Genomic DNA, 18,378 nt, shown 5'->3' on the forward strand with positions numbered 1-18,378 from the left:
CAAGGATACCCCTATATGGCTGATTTCAAAACCCACGTTACCGTGGCCGCCATACTCAGTGCACCATTGGCCGCGAGCGCCTTTATTTTGGACTACGCCAATATGAACGAGGCGATTTTTTACGCTTTGGCTGGAACGCTGGGAGGCTTATTGCCTGATATTGACGCCGATGACTCCGCCGCGATTCGATTAGTCTTTCGATTGTTTGGAGCATTGGTCGCGGGGACTTCGCCATCGCATTTTCGTTGGATAAACTGCTCCATTGGCAAGTGCTTGCCTTAGCGATCGTGAGCTATCTCGTCGTGCGCTTCCCCATCCAGTGGGTGTTTGAACAATTCACCATACACAGAGGGGCGCTGCACAGTTTGCTTGCGAATGTTATGTTTGCGGCTTTTGCCGTACCTACCGCTTACCACTTGTTTGCACTGGAGGCGAAAACCGCTTGGGGCATTGGCGGATTTATCTTCTTTGGCGCGACCATCCATCTGATTCTGGATGAACTCTACAGTATTGAACTGTCTGGCATGCGTATTAAACGCTCATTTGGTAGCGCACTGAAACTAACGGATTGGGGTGAACCACTGGCTTCATTGGTGTTAGTGCTCGGCTGTGCTGCGGGTTACTGGTTCAGCCCAGATGCCAATGCTTGGCTGGATGTTTTTACTTGGTGGCCGGAGTCAGAACGTTTAGCTGAGTGGATAAAGTAGGGGGTGGATTAGTTCGATTACTTATGGAGCTAGAGCTTACAATATTGCTATTTCACCTTTAAGTCGCCATCAAGTTGAGTGCCAGCCATTATATGTTTCGCGACATGAGGATGAATTGGCGTTAGTCCAGATTTCATTCCTAGTGGCTTGAATACCTTGTCGATAATGCTTTGTACTTGGCTGCCTTTGTCTTGTTCGATATCCGTCAAGGTACGACGGCTCACTCCAACTAACTCTGCATAGCGAGTTTGAGAAAAGCCCAATACCTCCTTACGAAGGCGTTTTAACATTTGTCCTTGGGTGAAGCCCACCTAACATGTGCTGTTGTAGAAGCTCTACTAATAAAGCTTGGCGTTCGGAAGCTGTCATGTTCATAAAAGACCCCAACGTGCTAGTTTCGTTTCTAACCATTTAACTTGAATAACCTCTAAAATACGTTCAGGTACGCCTCTCGCCTCCAGGCGTTGTTGTAAACCAAGAAGCTTGCTTGCGGTTTGTTTTAATGCTGAGAATGAAGTGTCATACGGGCATAAATCATCAAGCTCTTCTGTAATGGCTTGCCAGCGATACTCTCCGCCTTCTTCAAATGGTGATCCCCATTTTGTGGTTCTAGTGATACCTTCAGGATCTACTTTCATTGGTGCAAAGTCATAAATGGGTGATAACCAAATATCGCTAGGCTTTTTAAGTAGGGCAGTATTACGACCATGATTATCAGGGTTGCCGAAAGCGATATTGAGCAAGTCGCGGCTTAGCCATTCGCAAACAAATGCTTCTGTATTAAACTCTGTTGACTGCTTTTGTAGTACGTTACAAACAGAACGGATGACCTCAAAATGATTAAGGTAGCTCCCAGCAGGTTTGTTTAACACAGAAAAAATAGATTCCAAACCATAGCGTTCCCAGTTGAATTCATTCCAATGAGTATCAAACCTTGGAAGCCAAAGAGAAGGGTATCGGCTTCCCTCTAGTAGCTTCATTTTCTCTGTGCTGATCGTATTAAATCCCATATCAGTTAATTCATGGTAGAAATGATACTCCGCTCGTAGAATATCGCAGTCATCTCGTGTCTTGCGACCACGTGGGAACTTCACCAGATAATGAGCATCAGCAATATCATGTTGCTCTTGAAACGTATCAATCCAAATTTCTCCTTGTGCTGAGCAACGCACTAACAGTTTGGGGGCTTCGCCTCCTGCGCCCGTTGCACCACCACTAATGGCTCCCATCTCTTGAGCATATTCTAAAAAGCTAGAGTCGCGTTCGACCACATCATTTAAAGTGAATTTTCTAAGATGAAGAGTGGAATCAGCTGGTAAGGTGGGGAGAGACTCTTTTATTCTCAAATTGCCAACTGGCGCAATAGTACCTTTCTCCAATAAGGCAGTGTCTTGTTCACCAGAAGAAAGGGTTTGAAGTCCCCATAAGTCGATTAAATATCGACGGGCTGCACCAGCCGGAGCAATATCTTCTAAAAAGCCAAACCAATGATCGGCTTCATGCTCAATCATAATTTGTACGGGTAACACTAAGCTGCAAGCACGCTCATCGTTAAGATCTAACCACTCGACGGAATATTCAAACTCATAACCAAGACGACTCGGGCTAGCTGTTCCTCTTTCAGGATTGAGTAGTTTTAATATAGCGATATCGCGCCATTGTTGTTGAGTCAGAGCTTGGATAGTAAGTGTTTTCATCGAATGCCTGTATGTGCATAGTTTTGCTCATTATAGCTATAAAAAGTATTTTATGAGAAATTAATTGCTCAAAAATATCTTTTAAGGTTATTTGTGAGCATAGTTTTGCTCATTTTATGTGGTGGCAAATGGATTTGTGGAGCCACTTACATCTCTGATATTAATAATCTACTGCTGTACTTATAAAGGGTTTGTTAAGTCCAACCGTCCAAGACCGACTTAAGAAGCCATCACCCAGTCAGTCGCTTCTTTCTTACGCTTGAATACCTTGATATCCGCCGAGATAAACCAACTTATGACGCGAATGAGTCTATTTTGCCAACGACTCTTTCCATAGATGGCAATACGATTAAACTCACCACCGAGTCGTTGGCTTAATAAAAACTCCTCCCACGCGCTTTTTATACTCCAGCCTTCGAATTCACTAATATCGACTAGCAACACCGCGTAAGGGGAATGGATAGAATAAATCGCCGCCTCTAACTGAGGCATAATGCGTTCAAAATCGAGGCTCGCTTGGGTGGCCTGATGTTTTCATGTTAAGTAACAGCTTGTCGTTATAACGCGCTGCCTTTAGCGAAACACCGCTTTTGTAGTTAGACATAACTCGCTCCTGAATCACTTTTAATTGATACGAATACTGTAAAGCAAAGCGGTCTGTATGAAAGTTGATTAACTCAGCATAGATGGTCAACAAGCGGTGTAGAATTTGTGTTTTTTGTCATGACTGTCAGTAAAGGCAATAGAAAAAGGGGGGACTTAAGGTGCCTATCTCAAAATTGAAATTGGTTAACAGATAAACAATTATTCATTACATCTGTTTTGTGTTCTTATTGAATTTTTGAAAGCATTAATCACAACAATAAGAATAGGAATTCATCATGAATGCGAGACAGAGTGTATGGTTTACTGGGTTGCTGACCACGGCAATCCTGGCGGCCATTGCGTTGACAATTCAGCTCATGCTAACCATTAGTTTGCCAACGGTTATCAGTTTGATATTGGTTTGGCTGCTTACCGCCGTCGCCATATTGGCGATTGCCATCGGCCAGAAAAAAGGTCGTCAGCAAGATCAAATGTTGCAATCTATCAGGGACACACTGGCTAAGCATTCTGCCATTCATTCTCAGTTTAGCTTGCAGACAAATGCAGATGACTTTCCACGTTGGGTCGATCGTGTCCTTCACGAGTTAACACAGCCAAAACAAGAAGAAGGGTCTGTCACGGAACGAAATACCGTATTGCAGAGTCACATTGATGCGCTGAGTCAGATTACCAATCAACAAGAACAAGATCTGTCTGATATTCTTGAGCGCCGCCAACACAGTGCTCCGCTGATTCAAGGCGTTGCTGCCAACACTGAAATTATCGCTCAACAAGTCGGTACTCTGGTAAACGATGCCAATCAAGGTCAGCGCAATTTGCAATTAGCTGAAAATGTCCTGCAAGAGCTTACTCAGCAAGTGTCCTCGACAGCGGATGTGATCAACCAGCTGTCGAACAATTCGACGCAAATCTCATCTGTACTCGATGTGATTCGTAGTATTGCAGACCAAACGAATTTGTTGGCGCTGAATGCCGCTATTGAAGCCGCGCGGGCAGGCGAGCAAGGCCGAGGTTTCGCTGTTGTCGCCGATGAAGTACGTAACCTTGCTAGCAAAACTCAACAATCCACCCAAGACATTCAAGCCATGATCGAAAGCCTGCAAAAGGGCGTGACACAAGCGGTAAACAACATCGACGGCAGCGTTCAATCGGTACAAAATACCGTCGAACTCACTAAAAAAGCCGGTGAATCTCTGGTTGAAATTTGTACCAAAGTACATGGTATTAACCAACTGGTTAAGGAAAATTCTGCCAAACAAATTAACATTGGCAAATTGGCTGTGGAAGTGAACGAACGATTAAAACACCTCAATGAACGAACCCTCGAAGCAAAAGCGCTATCAACTCAGCTTCAAGAGACCATTGGATAACACTAAGTAGGCGTCGAAAGAATAAAAAAGAGGTGGGCTAATTGGCCTCTTTTTTTGCTTGGCGCTTGCATCGTTCAGAACAGTATTTCACTTGCGACCAATCACGCTCCCATTTCTTACGCCACGCAAATGGACGCTGGCAGACCAGGCAAATCTTTTCGGGTAAATGAGGTTTTTTGTGTGTCATTGCCTTGTTTACGTATTTAACAGCAGATTGGATCATTTTTAATGATTGGCAAATTGCTAAATCGGGGGCTGATGAAAATAATGCTGTTCACGAGGCCGAGCCTGAGCGTTTAATATTCATCTGCCCCTAATTAACCTAAAACGAATAGAGTACAGAGACAGAGGTTTCTGTGCTGATTTTTTTCGTATCAACAGGCACATCCGTCGAATGTTTGACTCGGTAAGACAGTTTCATCGCAAGGTTGTCGACTATGTTTGCTTGCAGCGATGAAGTGGACTCTGAGATTGAGTTGCCATTTTCGGTACTGATTTCTGTGTTTAGCTCCTGTTTAAACAACGACGTTTTAGAAAGGTGTTCTTCGTAGGTTGCACTGAATCGTGCTATCGGCGTCCGTTCTGAAGAGTCTGTTGTGTAGTCTTCGTCGATCTTATTATTTCGATAACCGACACCCACCGACGCTTCTAAATAAGAACCATCTTTTTCTTGCCAGAATCGATTACCGTAACCGGTTGATGCTGAACTCTGGTATTCATAGCCTGAGAACAAATCCTTATTATAAGCGCCCCGTAAGTACCAAAATTGACGATCGTTAAAGATGTAATCGGCTTGGACCGAACCACGATATTGCTCCTCTGTTTTAGTGTCGTCGGATTCGGCATAAATGGAAGCAAAGGTATAAGTGTGACGCCAAGTTTTTAGCTGTTGGATAATGTTGAACTTACTATTGAGGTTGGTGGTGTCGCTGTTACCGGATGTTAATAACACACCTAATTCGGCAGAGCCTTGCCAAGATTTGTCGGTCTTATTCTGAGGGTTCGTTTCTGCCGCGTAGGCCACTTGGGTCGCAAATATGGCCAACAAGGGTAATTGGTATCTGTTTTTCATTGGAGTTTCTCTATATTTATCGGCCATTAAAATGAGGTATGGTTAACGGCATTTGTTATTTCATTGATGTCATACACACCGATGAGCAACAATACATCCAAGTGTGTATGGTTCGTGTGGCTACTTCTGGTGAGCAGCAAACACGTTAAAAACTAACATTCTTACGAAAGCAACTCGGCTACCTAGTTGTTTCTGCAATTTTTATTCATTCTTCAGAGTGCGTAAATAGGGGGCAGATGTTGAGGTATCCCCACAAAATTGTAAATTAGGATTTGATGAAAAGAGTGTAAATAGCCGGCATTCAAGGGAGGAGGCTGATTTTTTGGTCATGAGAGTATTTTGGATGTTTTGCTGTTGAAGCTAAGATTTTCGCTAGATTTCACCATTTTGCTAAGAAAATGGTAACGCTTCACTACTTTTTAGTGTTTTTTAGATGTGATGGAGAGGACGTCTGCGACAGGTATAAAAAAGTCCGTGTCTTTCGATACAGGCTTCTTTATCCTATGTCCGCAGGTGAAAACTTTCGCTAAACCAGTCCCACGGCTCGCATTTACTAAGATAAATAGCTTGGATGAAAACGTCAAACACATATTCTATTGTCTATTAGTTTTCGACTTCGAAGGTACTTTGTACGCCTCATTCTCGTTCATTCCAGTTCCTGCCGTCACAAGTAAAGGTTCTTCGACTTTTGCTGCTAGCAGCTAAGTAATTAAAAAGAAGTTAAACGCCTCATTAGTTTGCTTTATAGATTTGTGATCAATGTTTCTTACAGTCAGCCGGCTTGCATCGTCCTCACAATTGTTTAGAGGAGTGTTTTCTTCGAGGTATTCTCGCCAATAGCCATCGGTACTTAAGTGTAGCTCGTCTGTTTGCTCTAATGCGAAGCTTAAAAAATCAGGTTGCTGAAAGCGCCGAGCTTTTAATGATCGAGTGAGTAAATGCGGATTGTGTAACTCGTTTGGTATAGCCGTTACTTGGTGCTGACTTATTAGATTATGTGGTTTGTTAATCCATTGGACTTCGTGGTTTGTTGAGGTGCCAATACAACAGTCACCGAGCCAGACAATATTTCCTTCTAGCGTATTTAGGTTTATTTCGACAAGACAAAAGCTGGCGACTTCGCATAGAAAGTTTTGTCTTTTTAGCGTTCTATGTTTTTCTTTTAAAAGTCGAGTTGTTTCGGGTTCTGAATGGAGGTCAGGATTATCTAGGAAAGTATGGGCCAGTATCGTTACCCAATGCTCTGAAAAAGCACTTGGGTTGGTGCCTTTCTCGGCAGCATCCACTATAACGACGACAAGTTTGTTACTTCTTATACCTACCGCGATAGCATCGTTATTGCTCTGGCGTGTATTCCCTTGTCGGCTAAACCAATCAATATCCATATTACGTGCCTTATTATGAAATGGCCTTTAAACGATGGTAGATGATGTCTTCTCGGTCTGGACTGCCTTCTGCTGTGCTTTGTACTGCGTAATCAAAGTCGCTAACTGTCATTAATGTCTGAATCTCTTGGGCTATGTAGGCCTTAACTTCTTCTGGTGCGTTTCGGATTTCAGCAGCTAGGCTTTCTCTACCATCAATTAGATTGAGAAGGTCTTCGATATCTTGGCTTGCTAATGGGTCTTGATTACCTCGGCCTTTGTAGGCTTCAAGCTTGGTTGCAACAAAAGCGATAGGGTTAACCACTTTGATCGAGAGCTTTTCGTCTAAGGCATAATCGATGGCAGATTCCATTGCGTATTTGTACCAACGATTACTAAAGCCAAGAATTGCCTCGTCGTCGGGCATAATATCTACTCGTAGATCACCTAGCTTCATTGCGCAAATAGGCCAATTTTCCTCAGTGAGAGGTGTTTCTTTGAAACCATTTGATTGTAGTTGAGCTTTTAATTGGTTGTATTCGACATAGCCGATGACGCTAACAATCAGATCTACATCTTCGGTATGTCTAACTTGCTCAACGGTAAATTCATCCGTGATCAGCAATGCTGTTGTGCAGCCGCCGACAAAGGTGACCATTTCCCTAAGCTCCTCTAATGCTAAGGCGACTTGCTTCAGCATTTCTTTTTGGACGTCTCTTGCGCTCATTGCTTACTCCAAAAAAGACTTTAGCTTGTCCTTTGCTATGTTGGCTTCCCGCGCATTGCCCAATCGTATGGAGTCGATTAAGGCGAGCATGGCATACATGTCTGGATCTTTTCTTATAGCTCGAGTGACGGACTTAAATAAAGGCTCAACAGCTTGCCCTTTATTTGTACCTCTTGCATCTGGCCACACAGGAATAAGCTCTCCCGAACTGATAATATCGTTTTGTAAAATAGGCGCGGCGAAGGATGTTCCTATACCTCTAGTGACTTCACCGAGTTTGGCAGGAAAAACATACTTAATGCCTGAAACAATAAACTCAAATAGGGCTTTTTTATTAGCCCTTGGCACGCCAAATTGTCGATCTTTTTTAGCTAAGCCAATGTCTATGCAGCGTCTTAGTGATTCGCTGATCTGAGTTTTGCTTATGCCTGTTTCTGCTTCAAGGTTACGAGTGGTGTAGGCAAAATTACGAAATTCACTGCTTACTGTTGGGAAGAGTAACGGCTGACCAATGTCATCGCTATGGCTTTCCCAGTCTCGCCAGTCGTGAGGCCATGTGAATATACCTCTGTCTTGTGAGGACGAGTTTTCTTGGTGTTGGAGAGAGATGAGCTTTAATAGTAAACCTATATCTTGACTTTTCATCGTATTATAAAACCTCTTGTCCTGTGTCTCGGGACACAGGACAAGCGTCATGCATATTAATACAGATTGCAAGCGCTTTTTCTTGGTATAAAAACTTAGCCTGAACTAAGCCTTCTGCAAAGTACATCCACCAGATGAAGAACTAGGTTGAACGCGCACAGCCACCCAGCCAGACATGGCATTGGTGAATGACAAATTTAAAGAAGAGGTTGAAACATCAAAGGGCAGGCGCGAGAGATTTTTTATATCTGCTGGTCTAAAGCCCAAGCTAATACCTCAAAAATTTTCTCATCTGTACATTGCGCCACATTGAATCGAAGATAGTCATGGGCATTCAGAGATTGGCTAAAAACATTGCCAGGGGCGAGCACGACCCCTTTACTCAGACAGTCACGGGCTAGTTGAGTGGCGTTTTTACCTGTGGGTAATTGGCACCATAAAAACATACCGTCTTTCGGTTGAATCCAAGGCTGAATACCTAAGTTGATCAGCTTCTTCGTTGTGCTTTGTCGTTGTTTAGCAAGCCAGTGATGAAGTTTTTCCATGTGTTTACGATAGCCACTATCTGTCAGTGTTTGTAAAACGATTTCACTATCGAAGCGATTGCCACTGAATGATGTGGCGATTTTTAAGTCCACCAATTGCTCTATCCAATCTTGCTTTGCGGCAATGTAGCCACAGCGTATTGAAGCGGATACCGTTTTGGAAAAACTACCAATTTCAATGACTTGATCTAGACCATCTAAGGCCGCTAAACGTGGTGAACGAATGGTTTCTAAGTCGGCAAAAATATCATCTTCAACAATAACCAGTTCTGATGCTTGAGCGAGTGTGAGTAATTTATGGGCAACATGTGGCGCTAAATGAGCCCCTGTGGGGTTATGGACACCTGAATTGGTGAGATAGAGCCTAGGGTTGTGGTCTTTTATTGCTTGCGCGAAACGCTCTAAGTCAGGCCCACTGGGCGTATAGGGAATCCCAATAATCTTGACTCTATGGGCTTTTAATAAAGCGTGAAAGTTAAAGTAGCAGGGATCGTCGACCAGCACGGTATCGCCTGGTGACAGCAGAAAGCGACCAATTAAATCAATGGCATGAGTCCCAGACTCAGTGAGCATAATCTGTTCAGCAGAGACCTCAATATTATGGCTCAACATCCGACGTTGTAAGAAATGACGAAACGCTTGAGAGCCTTTCGGAGGCGCATATTCGGTTAAATCTAAGGAATGAGTTCTGGCAAGATTTCGCAGCGCGCGCTTTATACCTGATTGATAGAACCATTCAGAGGGAAGCCAGCCACAGCCTGGCATAAGTGAACCTGCTGTTGATTCCAACGATTCTCGTGAGACCCATAACGGGTCGATCTCCCGCGCTACTTTAGGGCCAATATGAGTGAGGTTTAAGGGCGCAATAGGGCCAGAGGTATAAAAGCCTGCTCCGGGACGAGACACAATACAACCTTCTGCTACGAGGCGATCGTAAGCTTCGACCACAGTAGAGATCGAAACCTGCATGGCTTTCGCCTGTGCACGGACTGAAGGTAAACGCGTATTGGGCAAGTAGGCCCGCGACGCGATTTTTGACTCAATATCCTTCATGACCGATTCAATTAATGTGCCTGCGCGAGCCATACTCTTCCTCAATTTTCAAATTGTATTGCCAATATAACCATAACAGTTTTTTTAAATTGTGTCGGTCTGTATCTCCTCTTATCGCCATTTTTTCGGTTTTATAGGGCCATTGTTTTTAGGGAGTAATGATATGAAACAGGCAACACAAGGTTGGCTTAGTGGCTTCGTGGGTGTAGTGACTTTTGCTGGTTCGCTACCGGCAACACGCATCGCGCTGCAAGGCTTTGATCCTACTTTCTTGACGGTGGCTCGCGCTTCGATTGCTGGAATATTAGGTTTATTGTTTTTACTGCTACTCAAACAACCACGCCCTAACGCCTCGCAAATTGCAACGCTCTTACTGAGTGCAATGGGAGTCGTGGTTGGCTTTCCTTTGCTGACGGCGTTTGCACTGCAATACGTTACCTCTGCGCATTGTGTGGTGTTTGTGGGCGTGCTTCCCATCTGTACGGCATTGTTTGCCGTGCTAAGAGGAGGAGAGCGCCCTAGCTGGCCGTTTTGGCTCTTTTCATTGGTGGGAGCGGCCTTAGTGATGGGCTATGCAGCCCTGGGTGTGGGTGAAGTTTCATTAATAGGGGATGGTTTGATGCTGGCGGCGATTGTTGCCTGCGGCATGGGGTATGCGGAAGGCGCACGCTTATCTCGGGTATTGGGCGGATGGCAGGTGATCTGCTGGTCTTTAGTCGTGTCTTTGCCCGTCATGCTGCCCTTACTGTATGTTTTATGGCCCAGCTCATTCGCTTCGGTAACGACATCAGCATGGCTGGGGCTGGGCTATGTCTCTCTTTTTAGCATGCTGTTTGGCTTTATCTTCTGGTATAGAGGGCTGGCGCTCGGCGGCATTGCGGCGGTGAGCCAGTTGCAATTAATTCAACCATTTATAGGATTTTTACTGGCGGCTTGGCTACTACAAGAAAGCATCAGTTTAACCATGCTGTGGGTGACACTGGCAGCCGTTTTGTGTGTGGTGGGAGCGAAGAAATTTTGTTAATGGGCAAATTAAAATTGGCGACATTGAGCTTAATTTTTATCAGACCTCAATTGCTCTGAAATGATTAATACTTAAAAAAAACTTTAGGCGGTACTCCCATCATGCGAGTTACCATCGCACTAAAAATGCTAGGTGACGAGTAACCTAACTCGTAAGCCATTTGATTTATAGGCATTTTTTGTGCGGCCAGTGCGAGAGCATTTGCCAAAATGACCTGTTGTCGCCATTGGCTAAAACTAATGCCTAATTGATTTTGAAACAGTCTTGATGCCGTACTCAAACTTACCCCGCTATGTTGGCATAATGATTTCAAGCTAATGCTTGGAGAGGGTGAGTCTAGAAAGGTATGGCAAAGTGTCTTTAGTCTTTTTTCTTTGGGAAGTACAACGCCAAGCGACAAGGGACGCGCCCGTCTCAACTCTCCCCAAATCAATGTGCAAATAGCCAAGTACTCTTTATTAATAAAATCCTCTTCAGTATTTTCACTCAACTTCACAATGAGTTCATGCAATAAAGGGCTTACTTCAAATGCTTGGCAGGTATTCCATACCTCGGGACTCATTAATTCAGAATCGGCTTCTTCACGGGAGATAAGATAAACAGAAAATAATTTTGCATGCTCTAACAAGGTGGCAGCATGTTCCATATTAGGGGGAATCCATAATCCATGATTGGGGGGAACGAGGTGTGTGCTATCCGACGTAGAAACTTTTGTGATACCAGCATCAGAGAAGACGAGTTGCCCCCAAGTATGATGATGTGGCGTGACGTCCACTGAGAAGCTCATTGAACGAGCCTTTACCCGTATTGGCTTATCAGCAGAGGGCTTAAAGCGTTCCGCCTCTTGTCTAACATCTCGTACACGTGACTTTGACATAGTCTCAATACCTTTTGACATTCCTTCGACATTCTTTCATCGCACTTCTTGATACAAATATAACAGAGGCCAGCTCTTGAGGCTGTGACCTAGTATGAAATTTTCATGTATCTCTACAAGGAGAAGAGAATGCCAGCCAGTGAACATAGGACAGAGCAAAAGGGATTTATAGGAGATGATTCTAATCACCAAATCATATTAACGCTTATCCTCGGCAGTATTCTTCCATTATTGGACTCTACAGCGTTAGGTATCGCGATTCCTGCGCTAAGCGATGCCTTTGCTTCTTCCGTGCAAGCGCTACAAAAAGTGGTTACCTTATACGGTATCGCTGCCGCGGTGACAGTGCCTCTTTGTGCTTGGGGAATGAAGCGATATAACAATAAATCTGTGTGGTTATTGGGGCTGATTCTATTTTTATTGGCCTCTGTGGCTTGTGCTACAGCAGGGTCACTAAATCTATTGGTGACTTATCGTATATTTCAGGGGGTGGGGGCAGGAATTCTGATGGCCACCATGCAGCCTGTATTATTGAATGCTGTGGGTCGGGAACAGTTTAAGGCTGCAATGGCTTCAGTGGCTATTCCCGCTGTTATTGTTCCTATTTTGAGGTCCATTAGTAGCGGGGTTTATTGTAAATTCTGTCAGTTGGAAATGGATTTTCTTGTTAAATATTCCTATCTCCCTTTTTGCCATACTCTTAGCATGGTGTTACCTACCAAATAGTACCAGCGATAAACGGACAAAATTAGATATACAAGGCTATCTACTATTTGCTTGTGGCTTAGCCACAGTGATCTATGGGCTTTCTGAAGTGAGTTCTGAGAGTTTGGACATTCTTAGCGTTTCGGCTCTGGGCTTAGTTGTTCTGAGTTTGAGTCTGATTGGTTATTATGTTCACTATGCGCTGACTAAGTCATTCCCCATTTTAGATGTACGGCTTTTTCGTATTCCGCCGTTTAGAAACACGGCCCTGTTACTTTTTCTTAGTAGCTTAGTTTTTTATTCTAGTTTATTTATTTTACCGTCCATTTTTATCGAGCGTTACGGGTACTCCACGTTGGGTGCAAGTGCGATGTTGGGCGCTAGTGGCTTGGGGGCTCTGCTATCTCGTTCCTATTTGCAAAAGCTCACCTCTCGTTTTTCTACATCAAAGGTTGCAATGATAAGTGTGCTAATCAGCCTGATTGGAACCCTGCCATTATTGTGTGATTCTGCCTTTGATCTAATGCCGTTGATGGTATTGAGTATGCTACTGCGTGGTGCTGGCCTTGGACTAATGACCCTGTTGACCATGACTCATCTATATCATTATGTTCCGGAGGGAAAAACACCAGATACCAGCGCTTGGTCTCGAATACTGACCATTTTGGGAGGAGCCATCGGAACGTCATCAATTGGTTTTTTCTACCAGTGGGAAATGACCACAGCGTCTCATCAAACGGTTGGTGCGCTTGCGGTTGTTACATTGCTTTGCCTCGTACCTGCATTTTCACTAAAAAGGTCAAAGGCTTAGAAAATTGAAATAAGGGGAGAAGGTAATGGATAGGCGAGTGACACCAAGAAAGCGTGGAAGGAAACCGAGTCAGGCAGATTAATTTTTATCTGGCTCCAATTGTTTCAGAAAATGTTTGCAAGGCTAAGATTTTTATTACAAACGACGGTTTCCATCAGAAAATCTTTACACGGCTAGCAACTCACCTGATTATAGACTGTACAGATTGCCAGTGTTTGTCTATAGTTTTTGTGCTGTTACTTAAGGATTGAGGAGCATGTATGCCTAAGGCAAGAAGCCAACAAATTAGTTTATCTTATACTCCCTACTATCACTGTGTTTCGCGTTGTGTCCGCCGTGCATTTTTATGTGGTGAGGATGCCTCAACAGGTCAAAGCTACGAGCATCGCCGTAGCTGGGTTGAGATGCGGCTGCTTTACTTAAGTCGGATATTTGCCATCAAGGTGTGTGCTTATGCTGTTATGAGTAACCATACTCATGTTGTGCTACATGTAGATACAGACACCGCAGCTGGCTGGTCGACCGATGAAATATTAAGCCGTTGGCATCAACTCCACAAAGGTACCATGGTCACCCAGCAATACATGATGAACGGCAATGTCCCTGAGTATCTACAGCCTTTATTGGAAGCGACGGTTGAGACGTATCGACAACGCTTAATGGACATTAGCTGGTTCATGAAAGAGCTAAATGAAAACATTGCTCGCCAGGCAAATCTGGAAGATAAATGCACCGGAAGGTTCTGGGAAGGGCGTTTCAAATCCCAAGCGTTACTCGACGAAGCGGCACTGATCGCCTGCATGGCTTATGTTGACCTTAATCCGGTGAGAGCCAAGATAGATCACACACCTGAAACCTCAGCCTATACCAGTATCAAAAAACGCATCAATGCCGCGAAACACAATCAGCAACCTAAAACACTTTACCCCTTTGTCGGCAATCCAAGAGACAACCAACCAAAAGGACTTCCCTTCAAACTCGAAGACTATCTTGAACTGGTCGACCTAACAGGTCGAATCGTGCGCCAAGATAAGCGTGGTAGTATCGATTTATCCTTAGCGCCCATCCTACAACGACTCAATATTCCTTCCGAAAACTGGATTACCATCGCGATTGAATTTGAGAAACATACCCATGCAGCGGTTGGTACAGAACGGATTCTCTCTAACTACTACCAGAATACAGGCTATAAGCGCCGACCGAAAATAGGTAAAACGAAACAGTTACTCGCCTAGTAACCCCTCACTCTCTTTTCACCCAGTATTGCCTGATTTGGTAAGAGTACAGTACGCCTAAAAATCACTAAATTTCGATAATTTCTACGATATGGATGCTAGCCAAGCTAGAAAAAGCCAGTTCTGTTTAAAACTGGCTAGCTTGTTAGAACTGAGTACTGAATCACTTTTTAAGGTGGGTGGCCTGTTAATGCACACCTAAAAATCACTAAATTTCGATAATTTCTACGATATGGATGCTAGCCAAGCTAGAAAAAGCCAGTTCTGTTTAAAACTGGCTAGCTTGTTAGAACTGAGTACTGAATCACTTTTTAAGGTGGGTGGCCTGTTAATGCACACGCCTAAAAATCACTAAATTTCGATAATTTCTACGATATGGATGCTAGCCAAGCTAGAAAAAGCCAGTTCTGTTTAAAACTGGCTAGCTTGTTAGAACTGAGTACTGAATCACTTTTTAAGGTGGGTGGCCTGTTAATGCACACCTAAAAATCACTAAATTTCGATAATTTCTACGATATGGATGCTAGCCAAGCTAGAAAAAGCCAGTTCTGTTTAAAACTGGCTAGCTTGTTAGAACTGAGTACTGAATCACTTTTTAAGGTGGGTGGCCTGTTAATGGATGACTCGCTTCAAGCCTGGCGTTGCATATCCACTTTGTTCTCTAGTGCTAATCAAAAACCTAAGCATCTAGAGCTTAAACATCGTCAATCTAGCCCAATCACTAATCAGTTTGTCCTTTACAAGAGCTCCACCTAAAGGGCGTCACTCCATCAATCAAAAAGGTAAAAGACGTGCTTCTTTATCTTCGCTTACCGCAGCCAGAGGAGCAAAAGAGCCTTGGTTATTAGTGTCTTCTCTTCCTGTGAACCGTCTTTTTGCGAAGCGTTGCGTCAGAGCATATGAAACGAGAATGCAAATTGAAGAAGGGTTTCGCGATATAAAAAGCAGCCGATTCGGACTAGGATTTGAGTTGAATTTTACATCAAAGATAGAGCGGCTGAGCAACTTAATCCTGCTTACAACTGTCACTGCGCTTCTGCTTGTTTTAATCGGTAAAGTCATAGAACTGGCAGGCTATGCAAAACGCTTTCAGGTGAACACTCTACGTAAGCGAAGAGTTCTGTCACACTTTTACCTTGGGAAACGAGCCATTATGACCCGTTTCCAGATACCAAAAAAGGAATGGCAGGACGGCATAAGGCAACTCGTTCAGCAGCTCGAACAAGGAAGCTATTTATGAGTAAATTCGTGGGGATACCTCAGCATCTGACCCCAATTGTTAAATTTGTCAGTACAAAGATTTCAAAAGCTTAAAAGATGTTTTTTTTGATAATTCAATAATAAATAGTGATAAAGCTAAAGAAAAAAACATAACAAACAGAAACTTAAGATAATTATTTTGCAGCAGTGCAGAAAGTTTATAATCGTCATATATCTTCATAAATAGAAAGTGGCTTGAGAATACAATAGTTGAAGTATAGCGAATATATTTAGAAACGTTATTTGATAAACTAAATCTAGAATTCAAAGCTAATAAAAATATAAATAAAGAAATTAATGGAAGCGATAAGTACATATTAAGATCTTTCCATCCTCCGGCATTATTGATAAATGCAAACTCTATTATATAAGCACAAACAACGAACAAAAACGCAAACATGAACTTATAATTAACCTTAACATCATATACTGAAGTATAAGCCCCTATAACTCCGAGTATTAGCGTGTTCATAAGGCTATTTCTAGGCGAGAAGAAATAATGATTATTGAAATTAATTATTTTATTTATTTGCTCATTGGAAAATATATAGTACGAATCGCCAAAAACCCCTATCATATAAATAACAACCCCAATAACTGCCAGACTCTTTAAACTTCTAATCCCAAAATGTGACAAAAATAAAAGTAATATTATTAGTGAAGGGAAATACCAAAACTGCCATGCACCACCGATGTTGAAGATATTTATATTAAAAATATAATCGAAAATATAACCGATACTGATTTTTTTCTGAACCAGACAATCATATAAAAAGTATATACAAACCCACCCACTCCATAAAATTGCAACTCTCTTAATTTGCTTGTATCTGTCTGTTGTATTTTTTGTAAAAAAGAAGTATGCAGATGCAATTATAAAAAATGGTACAGCAAGTCTAAAAATCAAATTATTTAAGACATGGTTAATTTCTGGTAAGAGATAACCTAAAGGAGACGTGTGCATATACACGACACCAAAAGATAACAACAGCTTTAACAAATCTATCGCAGAATAATTTTTCTCTGAACTCATTAATACACAATCTCCACGATTTAAAAGGTAAATATTATATCTTAGTTATTTGAATGTTTCAGCATAAATCCATCAAATATAAGGAAGCTGCGATTAAGAAGTCCCGATAGATTAAGGAACATGCGATTAAGTCGGTAACATGAGATAATCTCGCCGACTTAAGACAACTACGACGCCTACCGATCATGAACCAGCTTTCCTTGGCCGACACCGAATTTACCAGAAAACGCCGCAAGACTCGCAAAGAACTCTTCCTTGGTCGAATGGATGAATTGATTCCTTGGCAGCAGCTTGAAGCCCAAATTGAACCCTTCTATCCAAAAGCAGGTAACGGGCGTCGCCCATATTCTTTGTCTACCATGTTGCGCATTCACTTCATGCAGTCGTCAGTGACATCATTGTTGATGGTTAGGCTAAACATTGTTTAGTCACCCTGACCCCAAAGAGCTAAAGGGCTGCCACGAACTATCTTTTTTTATGTCTGCTAAAAGGTTAGCTATGGAGTTTCTGGCGAATTTTTCTCTTGTTTCATTTGCCTATATGGGCGTTTTGAGACATAATTAATTCAACACGGCCCCTTTCAGTGAAGTTGCTTGCGACGAATCTGCTTAGGGGTTTTTTATTGCCAATCCCATTCTGCGTACCCTTCAATAATTCCCATTGCCTCTAGTGTTATACATTGCCCATTAAGGTTGGGAAACTCATTAAGTAAACTTTTTAAACGATCCCACCATGTGGAATTAGGGTTGACCTTTGTTAGCAGGTGCTGAGCTATGCAAAGTTGTAGAAAGGGTCTTGCAAGAGTATGAGGCTTCAAGTTATCAGTGAAATGCTTAATATCCTTTAGGCCTTCTTGCTTTGGTTGCTCAATCATATTGCGATTCCACAGACGACTGTGATGTGCGCAGACGTTACGAAGGTAGTTTAAGCAACGTAGCCATGATTCAAGTGTTTCTCCTTTCGTCACGCCGTATTTGTTTGCAATTAATGTTTGTTGTTCAGGTAACATTCCTTTGAAGAGTCGAGATAATGTGCCGAAATCCCATACTTCACAAGCGATCCAAATAGGAACCGGTAAACCGTATTTTTCTTTTGTATGCAGAATGAATTCTTCTTTAGAGCGAGATAACAGATTAGCGTGATTTTGTAGCCAAGCATGCTGTGGAATAACACCTGTTTTGGCGTCGACTTGCTTGCTAAATAAATCTTTGAAGTGATCGGGTTCTAAATAGGCGAAAGGACTATGCTTTCCAAGTGTATGAGAGATGTCAACTCGAAGAGCAACTTCAATGCGCTCAAGAGCGTCTAGCGTGTGGATTCTTAGCTTCTTGTCGAAAACATACAAATCCACAGCATCTTGAAAGCTAAAGCCTGCAACAAAATTATCAAATACTAACCTTGTTTCGCGCTTTTGCTTTTTATTAGGTTTCTTAATCGTTGGGTTGTAAACGCAACAAAGTTCAGACCTTTGCTTGAATGGATACCAATAGCCGCTGAGTCGGTAGTACCCAATTCTTTCCAAAAACGAGAGCGCTTTGTTTCGATCATCAATGATAAGCCCATTTTCAATGAGCTTATCAAGTTGTTGCTCGTAACTGAGCCATGGTTTGTTATACATTCAGTTCCCTCTGATGTTTCTATGTTTTG

General features: G+C 42.7%; 20 protein-coding genes and 1 pseudogene. 9 read left to right on the top strand and 12 right to left on the bottom strand.

Features of this window, described 5'->3' with window-relative positions; translation table 11 throughout:
- Positions 1–15: 15 nt before the first annotated feature.
- Together ONZ52_RS16825 and ONZ52_RS16830 are read left to right on the top strand one after the other, a co-directional pair.
- Positions 16–282 (top strand): hypothetical protein, encoded by a 267-nt coding sequence (locus ONZ52_RS16825; protein WP_265219856.1) that lies wholly within the window; start codon positions 16–18, stop codon positions 280–282.
- On the top strand, positions 246–707 hold the full coding sequence (locus ONZ52_RS16830; RefSeq protein ID WP_265219857.1) for a hypothetical protein: 462 nt from the start codon (positions 246–248) through the stop codon (positions 705–707). Before ONZ52_RS16825 ends, ONZ52_RS16830 begins: the two co-directional genes overlap by 37 nt.
- A gap of 47 nt (positions 708–754) precedes the next feature.
- On the opposite strand, the gene ONZ52_RS16835 is transcribed toward ONZ52_RS16830, so the two are convergent.
- The 3 genes from ONZ52_RS16835 to ONZ52_RS16845 form a co-directional block, all read right to left on the bottom strand.
- Entirely contained in the window at positions 755–997 is a 243-nt protein-coding gene (locus ONZ52_RS16835; RefSeq protein WP_265219858.1) for a helix-turn-helix transcriptional regulator, read from the bottom strand.
- An 81-nt stretch (positions 998–1,078) separates the two neighbouring features.
- Complete coding sequence (locus ONZ52_RS16840; protein WP_265219859.1) at positions 1,079–2,404, bottom strand: type II toxin-antitoxin system HipA family toxin; 1,326 nt, start codon at positions 2,402–2,404, stop codon at positions 1,079–1,081.
- Positions 2,405–2,623: 219 nt separating this feature from the next.
- Complete coding sequence (locus tag ONZ52_RS16845) at positions 2,624–2,899, bottom strand: SpoIIAA family protein (protein ID WP_265220315.1); 276 nt, start codon at positions 2,897–2,899, stop codon at positions 2,624–2,626.
- Between the two features lie 386 nt (positions 2,900–3,285).
- On the opposite strand from ONZ52_RS16845, the gene ONZ52_RS16850 reads away from it, so the two are divergent.
- Positions 3,286–4,380, top strand: a complete 1,095-nt coding sequence (locus ONZ52_RS16850; protein ID WP_265219860.1) for a methyl-accepting chemotaxis protein — start codon at positions 3,286–3,288, stop codon at positions 4,378–4,380.
- A gap of 37 nt (positions 4,381–4,417) precedes the next feature.
- Here ONZ52_RS16850 and ONZ52_RS16855 read toward each other — a convergent pair whose 3' ends face one another.
- The 6 genes from ONZ52_RS16855 to ONZ52_RS16880 form a co-directional block, all read right to left on the bottom strand.
- Positions 4,418–4,603, bottom strand: coding sequence for a DUF2256 domain-containing protein (locus ONZ52_RS16855; protein WP_321160360.1), 186 nt, complete (start codon positions 4,601–4,603; stop codon positions 4,418–4,420).
- A gap of 99 nt (positions 4,604–4,702) precedes the next feature.
- On the bottom strand, positions 4,703–5,452 hold the full coding sequence (locus ONZ52_RS16860; RefSeq protein ID WP_265219862.1) for a DUF481 domain-containing protein: 750 nt from the start codon (positions 5,450–5,452) through the stop codon (positions 4,703–4,705).
- Between the two features lie 701 nt (positions 5,453–6,153).
- Complete coding sequence (locus ONZ52_RS16865; RefSeq protein ID WP_265219863.1) at positions 6,154–6,837, bottom strand: hypothetical protein; 684 nt, start codon at positions 6,835–6,837, stop codon at positions 6,154–6,156.
- Positions 6,838–6,850: 13 nt separating this feature from the next.
- Positions 6,851–7,543 carry a hypothetical protein gene (locus tag ONZ52_RS16870; RefSeq protein WP_265219864.1) on the bottom strand — a complete coding sequence of 231 codons (693 nt, stop codon included), beginning with the start codon at positions 7,541–7,543 and terminating at the stop codon, positions 6,851–6,853.
- 3 nt (positions 7,544–7,546) lie between these two features.
- On the bottom strand, positions 7,547–8,188 hold the full coding sequence (locus ONZ52_RS16875) for a hypothetical protein (RefSeq protein ID WP_265219865.1): 642 nt from the start codon (positions 8,186–8,188) through the stop codon (positions 7,547–7,549).
- Positions 8,189–8,430: 242 nt separating this feature from the next.
- A complete protein-coding gene (locus ONZ52_RS16880; RefSeq protein ID WP_265219866.1) occupies positions 8,431–9,819 on the bottom strand; it encodes an aminotransferase-like domain-containing protein in 1,389 nt (462 codons plus the stop codon).
- Positions 9,820–9,949: 130 nt separating this feature from the next.
- On the opposite strand from ONZ52_RS16880, the gene ONZ52_RS16885 reads away from it, so the two are divergent.
- The gene (locus ONZ52_RS16885; RefSeq protein WP_265219867.1) at positions 9,950–10,810 is read left to right on the top strand and encodes a DMT family transporter; all 861 of its coding nucleotides are present in this window, start codon (positions 9,950–9,952) and stop codon (positions 10,808–10,810) included.
- 64 nt (positions 10,811–10,874) lie between these two features.
- Here the strand turns inward: ONZ52_RS16885 and ONZ52_RS16890 are convergent, their stop codons facing one another.
- Positions 10,875–11,687 (bottom strand): AraC family transcriptional regulator, encoded by an 813-nt coding sequence (locus tag ONZ52_RS16890; protein ID WP_265219868.1) that lies wholly within the window; start codon positions 11,685–11,687, stop codon positions 10,875–10,877.
- 129 nt (positions 11,688–11,816) lie between these two features.
- Between ONZ52_RS16890 and ONZ52_RS16895 the strand changes: the two genes are divergently transcribed.
- The 4 genes from ONZ52_RS16895 to ONZ52_RS25070 all read left to right on the top strand — a co-directional run bounded on the left by ONZ52_RS16895 (position 11,817) and on the right by ONZ52_RS25070 (position 15,678).
- Positions 11,817–12,413 (top strand): MFS transporter, encoded by a 597-nt coding sequence (locus ONZ52_RS16895; protein ID WP_265219869.1) that lies wholly within the window; start codon positions 11,817–11,819, stop codon positions 12,411–12,413.
- A complete protein-coding gene (locus ONZ52_RS16900) occupies positions 12,352–13,203 on the top strand; it encodes an MFS transporter (RefSeq protein WP_265219870.1) in 852 nt (283 codons plus the stop codon). Before ONZ52_RS16895 ends, ONZ52_RS16900 begins: the two co-directional genes overlap by 62 nt.
- 260 nt (positions 13,204–13,463) lie before the next feature.
- Positions 13,464–14,438, top strand: coding sequence for a transposase (locus tag ONZ52_RS16905; protein WP_265219871.1), 975 nt, complete (start codon positions 13,464–13,466; stop codon positions 14,436–14,438).
- 910 nt (positions 14,439–15,348) lie between these two features.
- Complete coding sequence (locus tag ONZ52_RS25070; protein ID WP_346433244.1) at positions 15,349–15,678, top strand: hypothetical protein; 330 nt, start codon at positions 15,349–15,351, stop codon at positions 15,676–15,678.
- Between the two features lie 48 nt (positions 15,679–15,726).
- On the opposite strand, the gene ONZ52_RS16915 is transcribed toward ONZ52_RS25070, so the two are convergent.
- Entirely contained in the window at positions 15,727–16,731 is a 1,005-nt protein-coding gene (locus tag ONZ52_RS16915; protein WP_265219873.1) for an acyltransferase, read from the bottom strand.
- A 185-nt stretch (positions 16,732–16,916) separates the two neighbouring features.
- Here ONZ52_RS16915 and ONZ52_RS16920 point away from each other — a divergent pair.
- Positions 16,917–17,114, top strand: a pseudogene (locus ONZ52_RS16920) (transposase); the annotation flags it as partial.
- Between the two features lie 236 nt (positions 17,115–17,350).
- On the opposite strand, the gene ONZ52_RS16925 reads toward ONZ52_RS16920, so the two are convergent.
- On the bottom strand, positions 17,351–18,349 hold the full coding sequence (locus tag ONZ52_RS16925) for an Abi family protein (protein ID WP_265219874.1): 999 nt from the start codon (positions 18,347–18,349) through the stop codon (positions 17,351–17,353).
- Positions 18,350–18,378 lie beyond the last annotated feature (29 nt).

The organism is Marinomonas rhodophyticola, from assembly GCF_026113935.1.
Taxonomy (GTDB): domain Bacteria; phylum Pseudomonadota; class Gammaproteobacteria; order Pseudomonadales; family Marinomonadaceae; genus Marinomonas; species Marinomonas rhodophyticola.

Coding starts and splice junctions, on each gene's coding strand:
- ONZ52_RS16825 (WP_265219856.1), top strand. CDS start 16: ATGGCTGATTTCAAAACCCACGTTACCGTGGCCGCCATACTCAGTGCA.
- ONZ52_RS16835 (WP_265219858.1), bottom strand. CDS start 997: ATGTTAAAACGCCTTCGTAAGGAGGTATTGGGCTTTTCTCAAACTCGC.
- ONZ52_RS16840 (WP_265219859.1), bottom strand. CDS start 2,404: ATGAAAACACTTACTATCCAAGCTCTGACTCAACAACAATGGCGCGAT.
- ONZ52_RS16850 (WP_265219860.1), top strand. CDS start 3,286: ATGAATGCGAGACAGAGTGTATGGTTTACTGGGTTGCTGACCACGGCA.
- ONZ52_RS16855 (WP_321160360.1), bottom strand. CDS start 4,603: ATGATCCAATCTGCTGTTAAATACGTAAACAAGGCAATGACACACAAA.
- ONZ52_RS16860 (WP_265219862.1), bottom strand. CDS start 5,452: ATGAAAAACAGATACCAATTACCCTTGTTGGCCATATTTGCGACCCAA.
- ONZ52_RS16865 (WP_265219863.1), bottom strand. CDS start 6,837: ATGGATATTGATTGGTTTAGCCGACAAGGGAATACACGCCAGAGCAAT.
- ONZ52_RS16870 (WP_265219864.1), bottom strand. CDS start 7,543: ATGAGCGCAAGAGACGTCCAAAAAGAAATGCTGAAGCAAGTCGCCTTA.
- ONZ52_RS16875 (WP_265219865.1), bottom strand. CDS start 8,188: ATGAAAAGTCAAGATATAGGTTTACTATTAAAGCTCATCTCTCTCCAA.
- ONZ52_RS16880 (WP_265219866.1), bottom strand. CDS start 9,819: ATGGCTCGCGCAGGCACATTAATTGAATCGGTCATGAAGGATATTGAG.
- ONZ52_RS16885 (WP_265219867.1), top strand. CDS start 9,950: ATGAAACAGGCAACACAAGGTTGGCTTAGTGGCTTCGTGGGTGTAGTG.
- ONZ52_RS16890 (WP_265219868.1), bottom strand. CDS start 11,687: ATGTCAAAGTCACGTGTACGAGATGTTAGACAAGAGGCGGAACGCTTT.
- ONZ52_RS16895 (WP_265219869.1), top strand. CDS start 11,817: ATGCCAGCCAGTGAACATAGGACAGAGCAAAAGGGATTTATAGGAGAT.
- ONZ52_RS16905 (WP_265219871.1), top strand. CDS start 13,464: ATGCCTAAGGCAAGAAGCCAACAAATTAGTTTATCTTATACTCCCTAC.
- ONZ52_RS25070 (WP_346433244.1), top strand. CDS start 15,349: ATGCAAATTGAAGAAGGGTTTCGCGATATAAAAAGCAGCCGATTCGGA.
- ONZ52_RS16915 (WP_265219873.1), bottom strand. CDS start 16,731: ATGAGTTCAGAGAAAAATTATTCTGCGATAGATTTGTTAAAGCTGTTG.
- ONZ52_RS16925 (WP_265219874.1), bottom strand. CDS start 18,349: ATGTATAACAAACCATGGCTCAGTTACGAGCAACAACTTGATAAGCTC.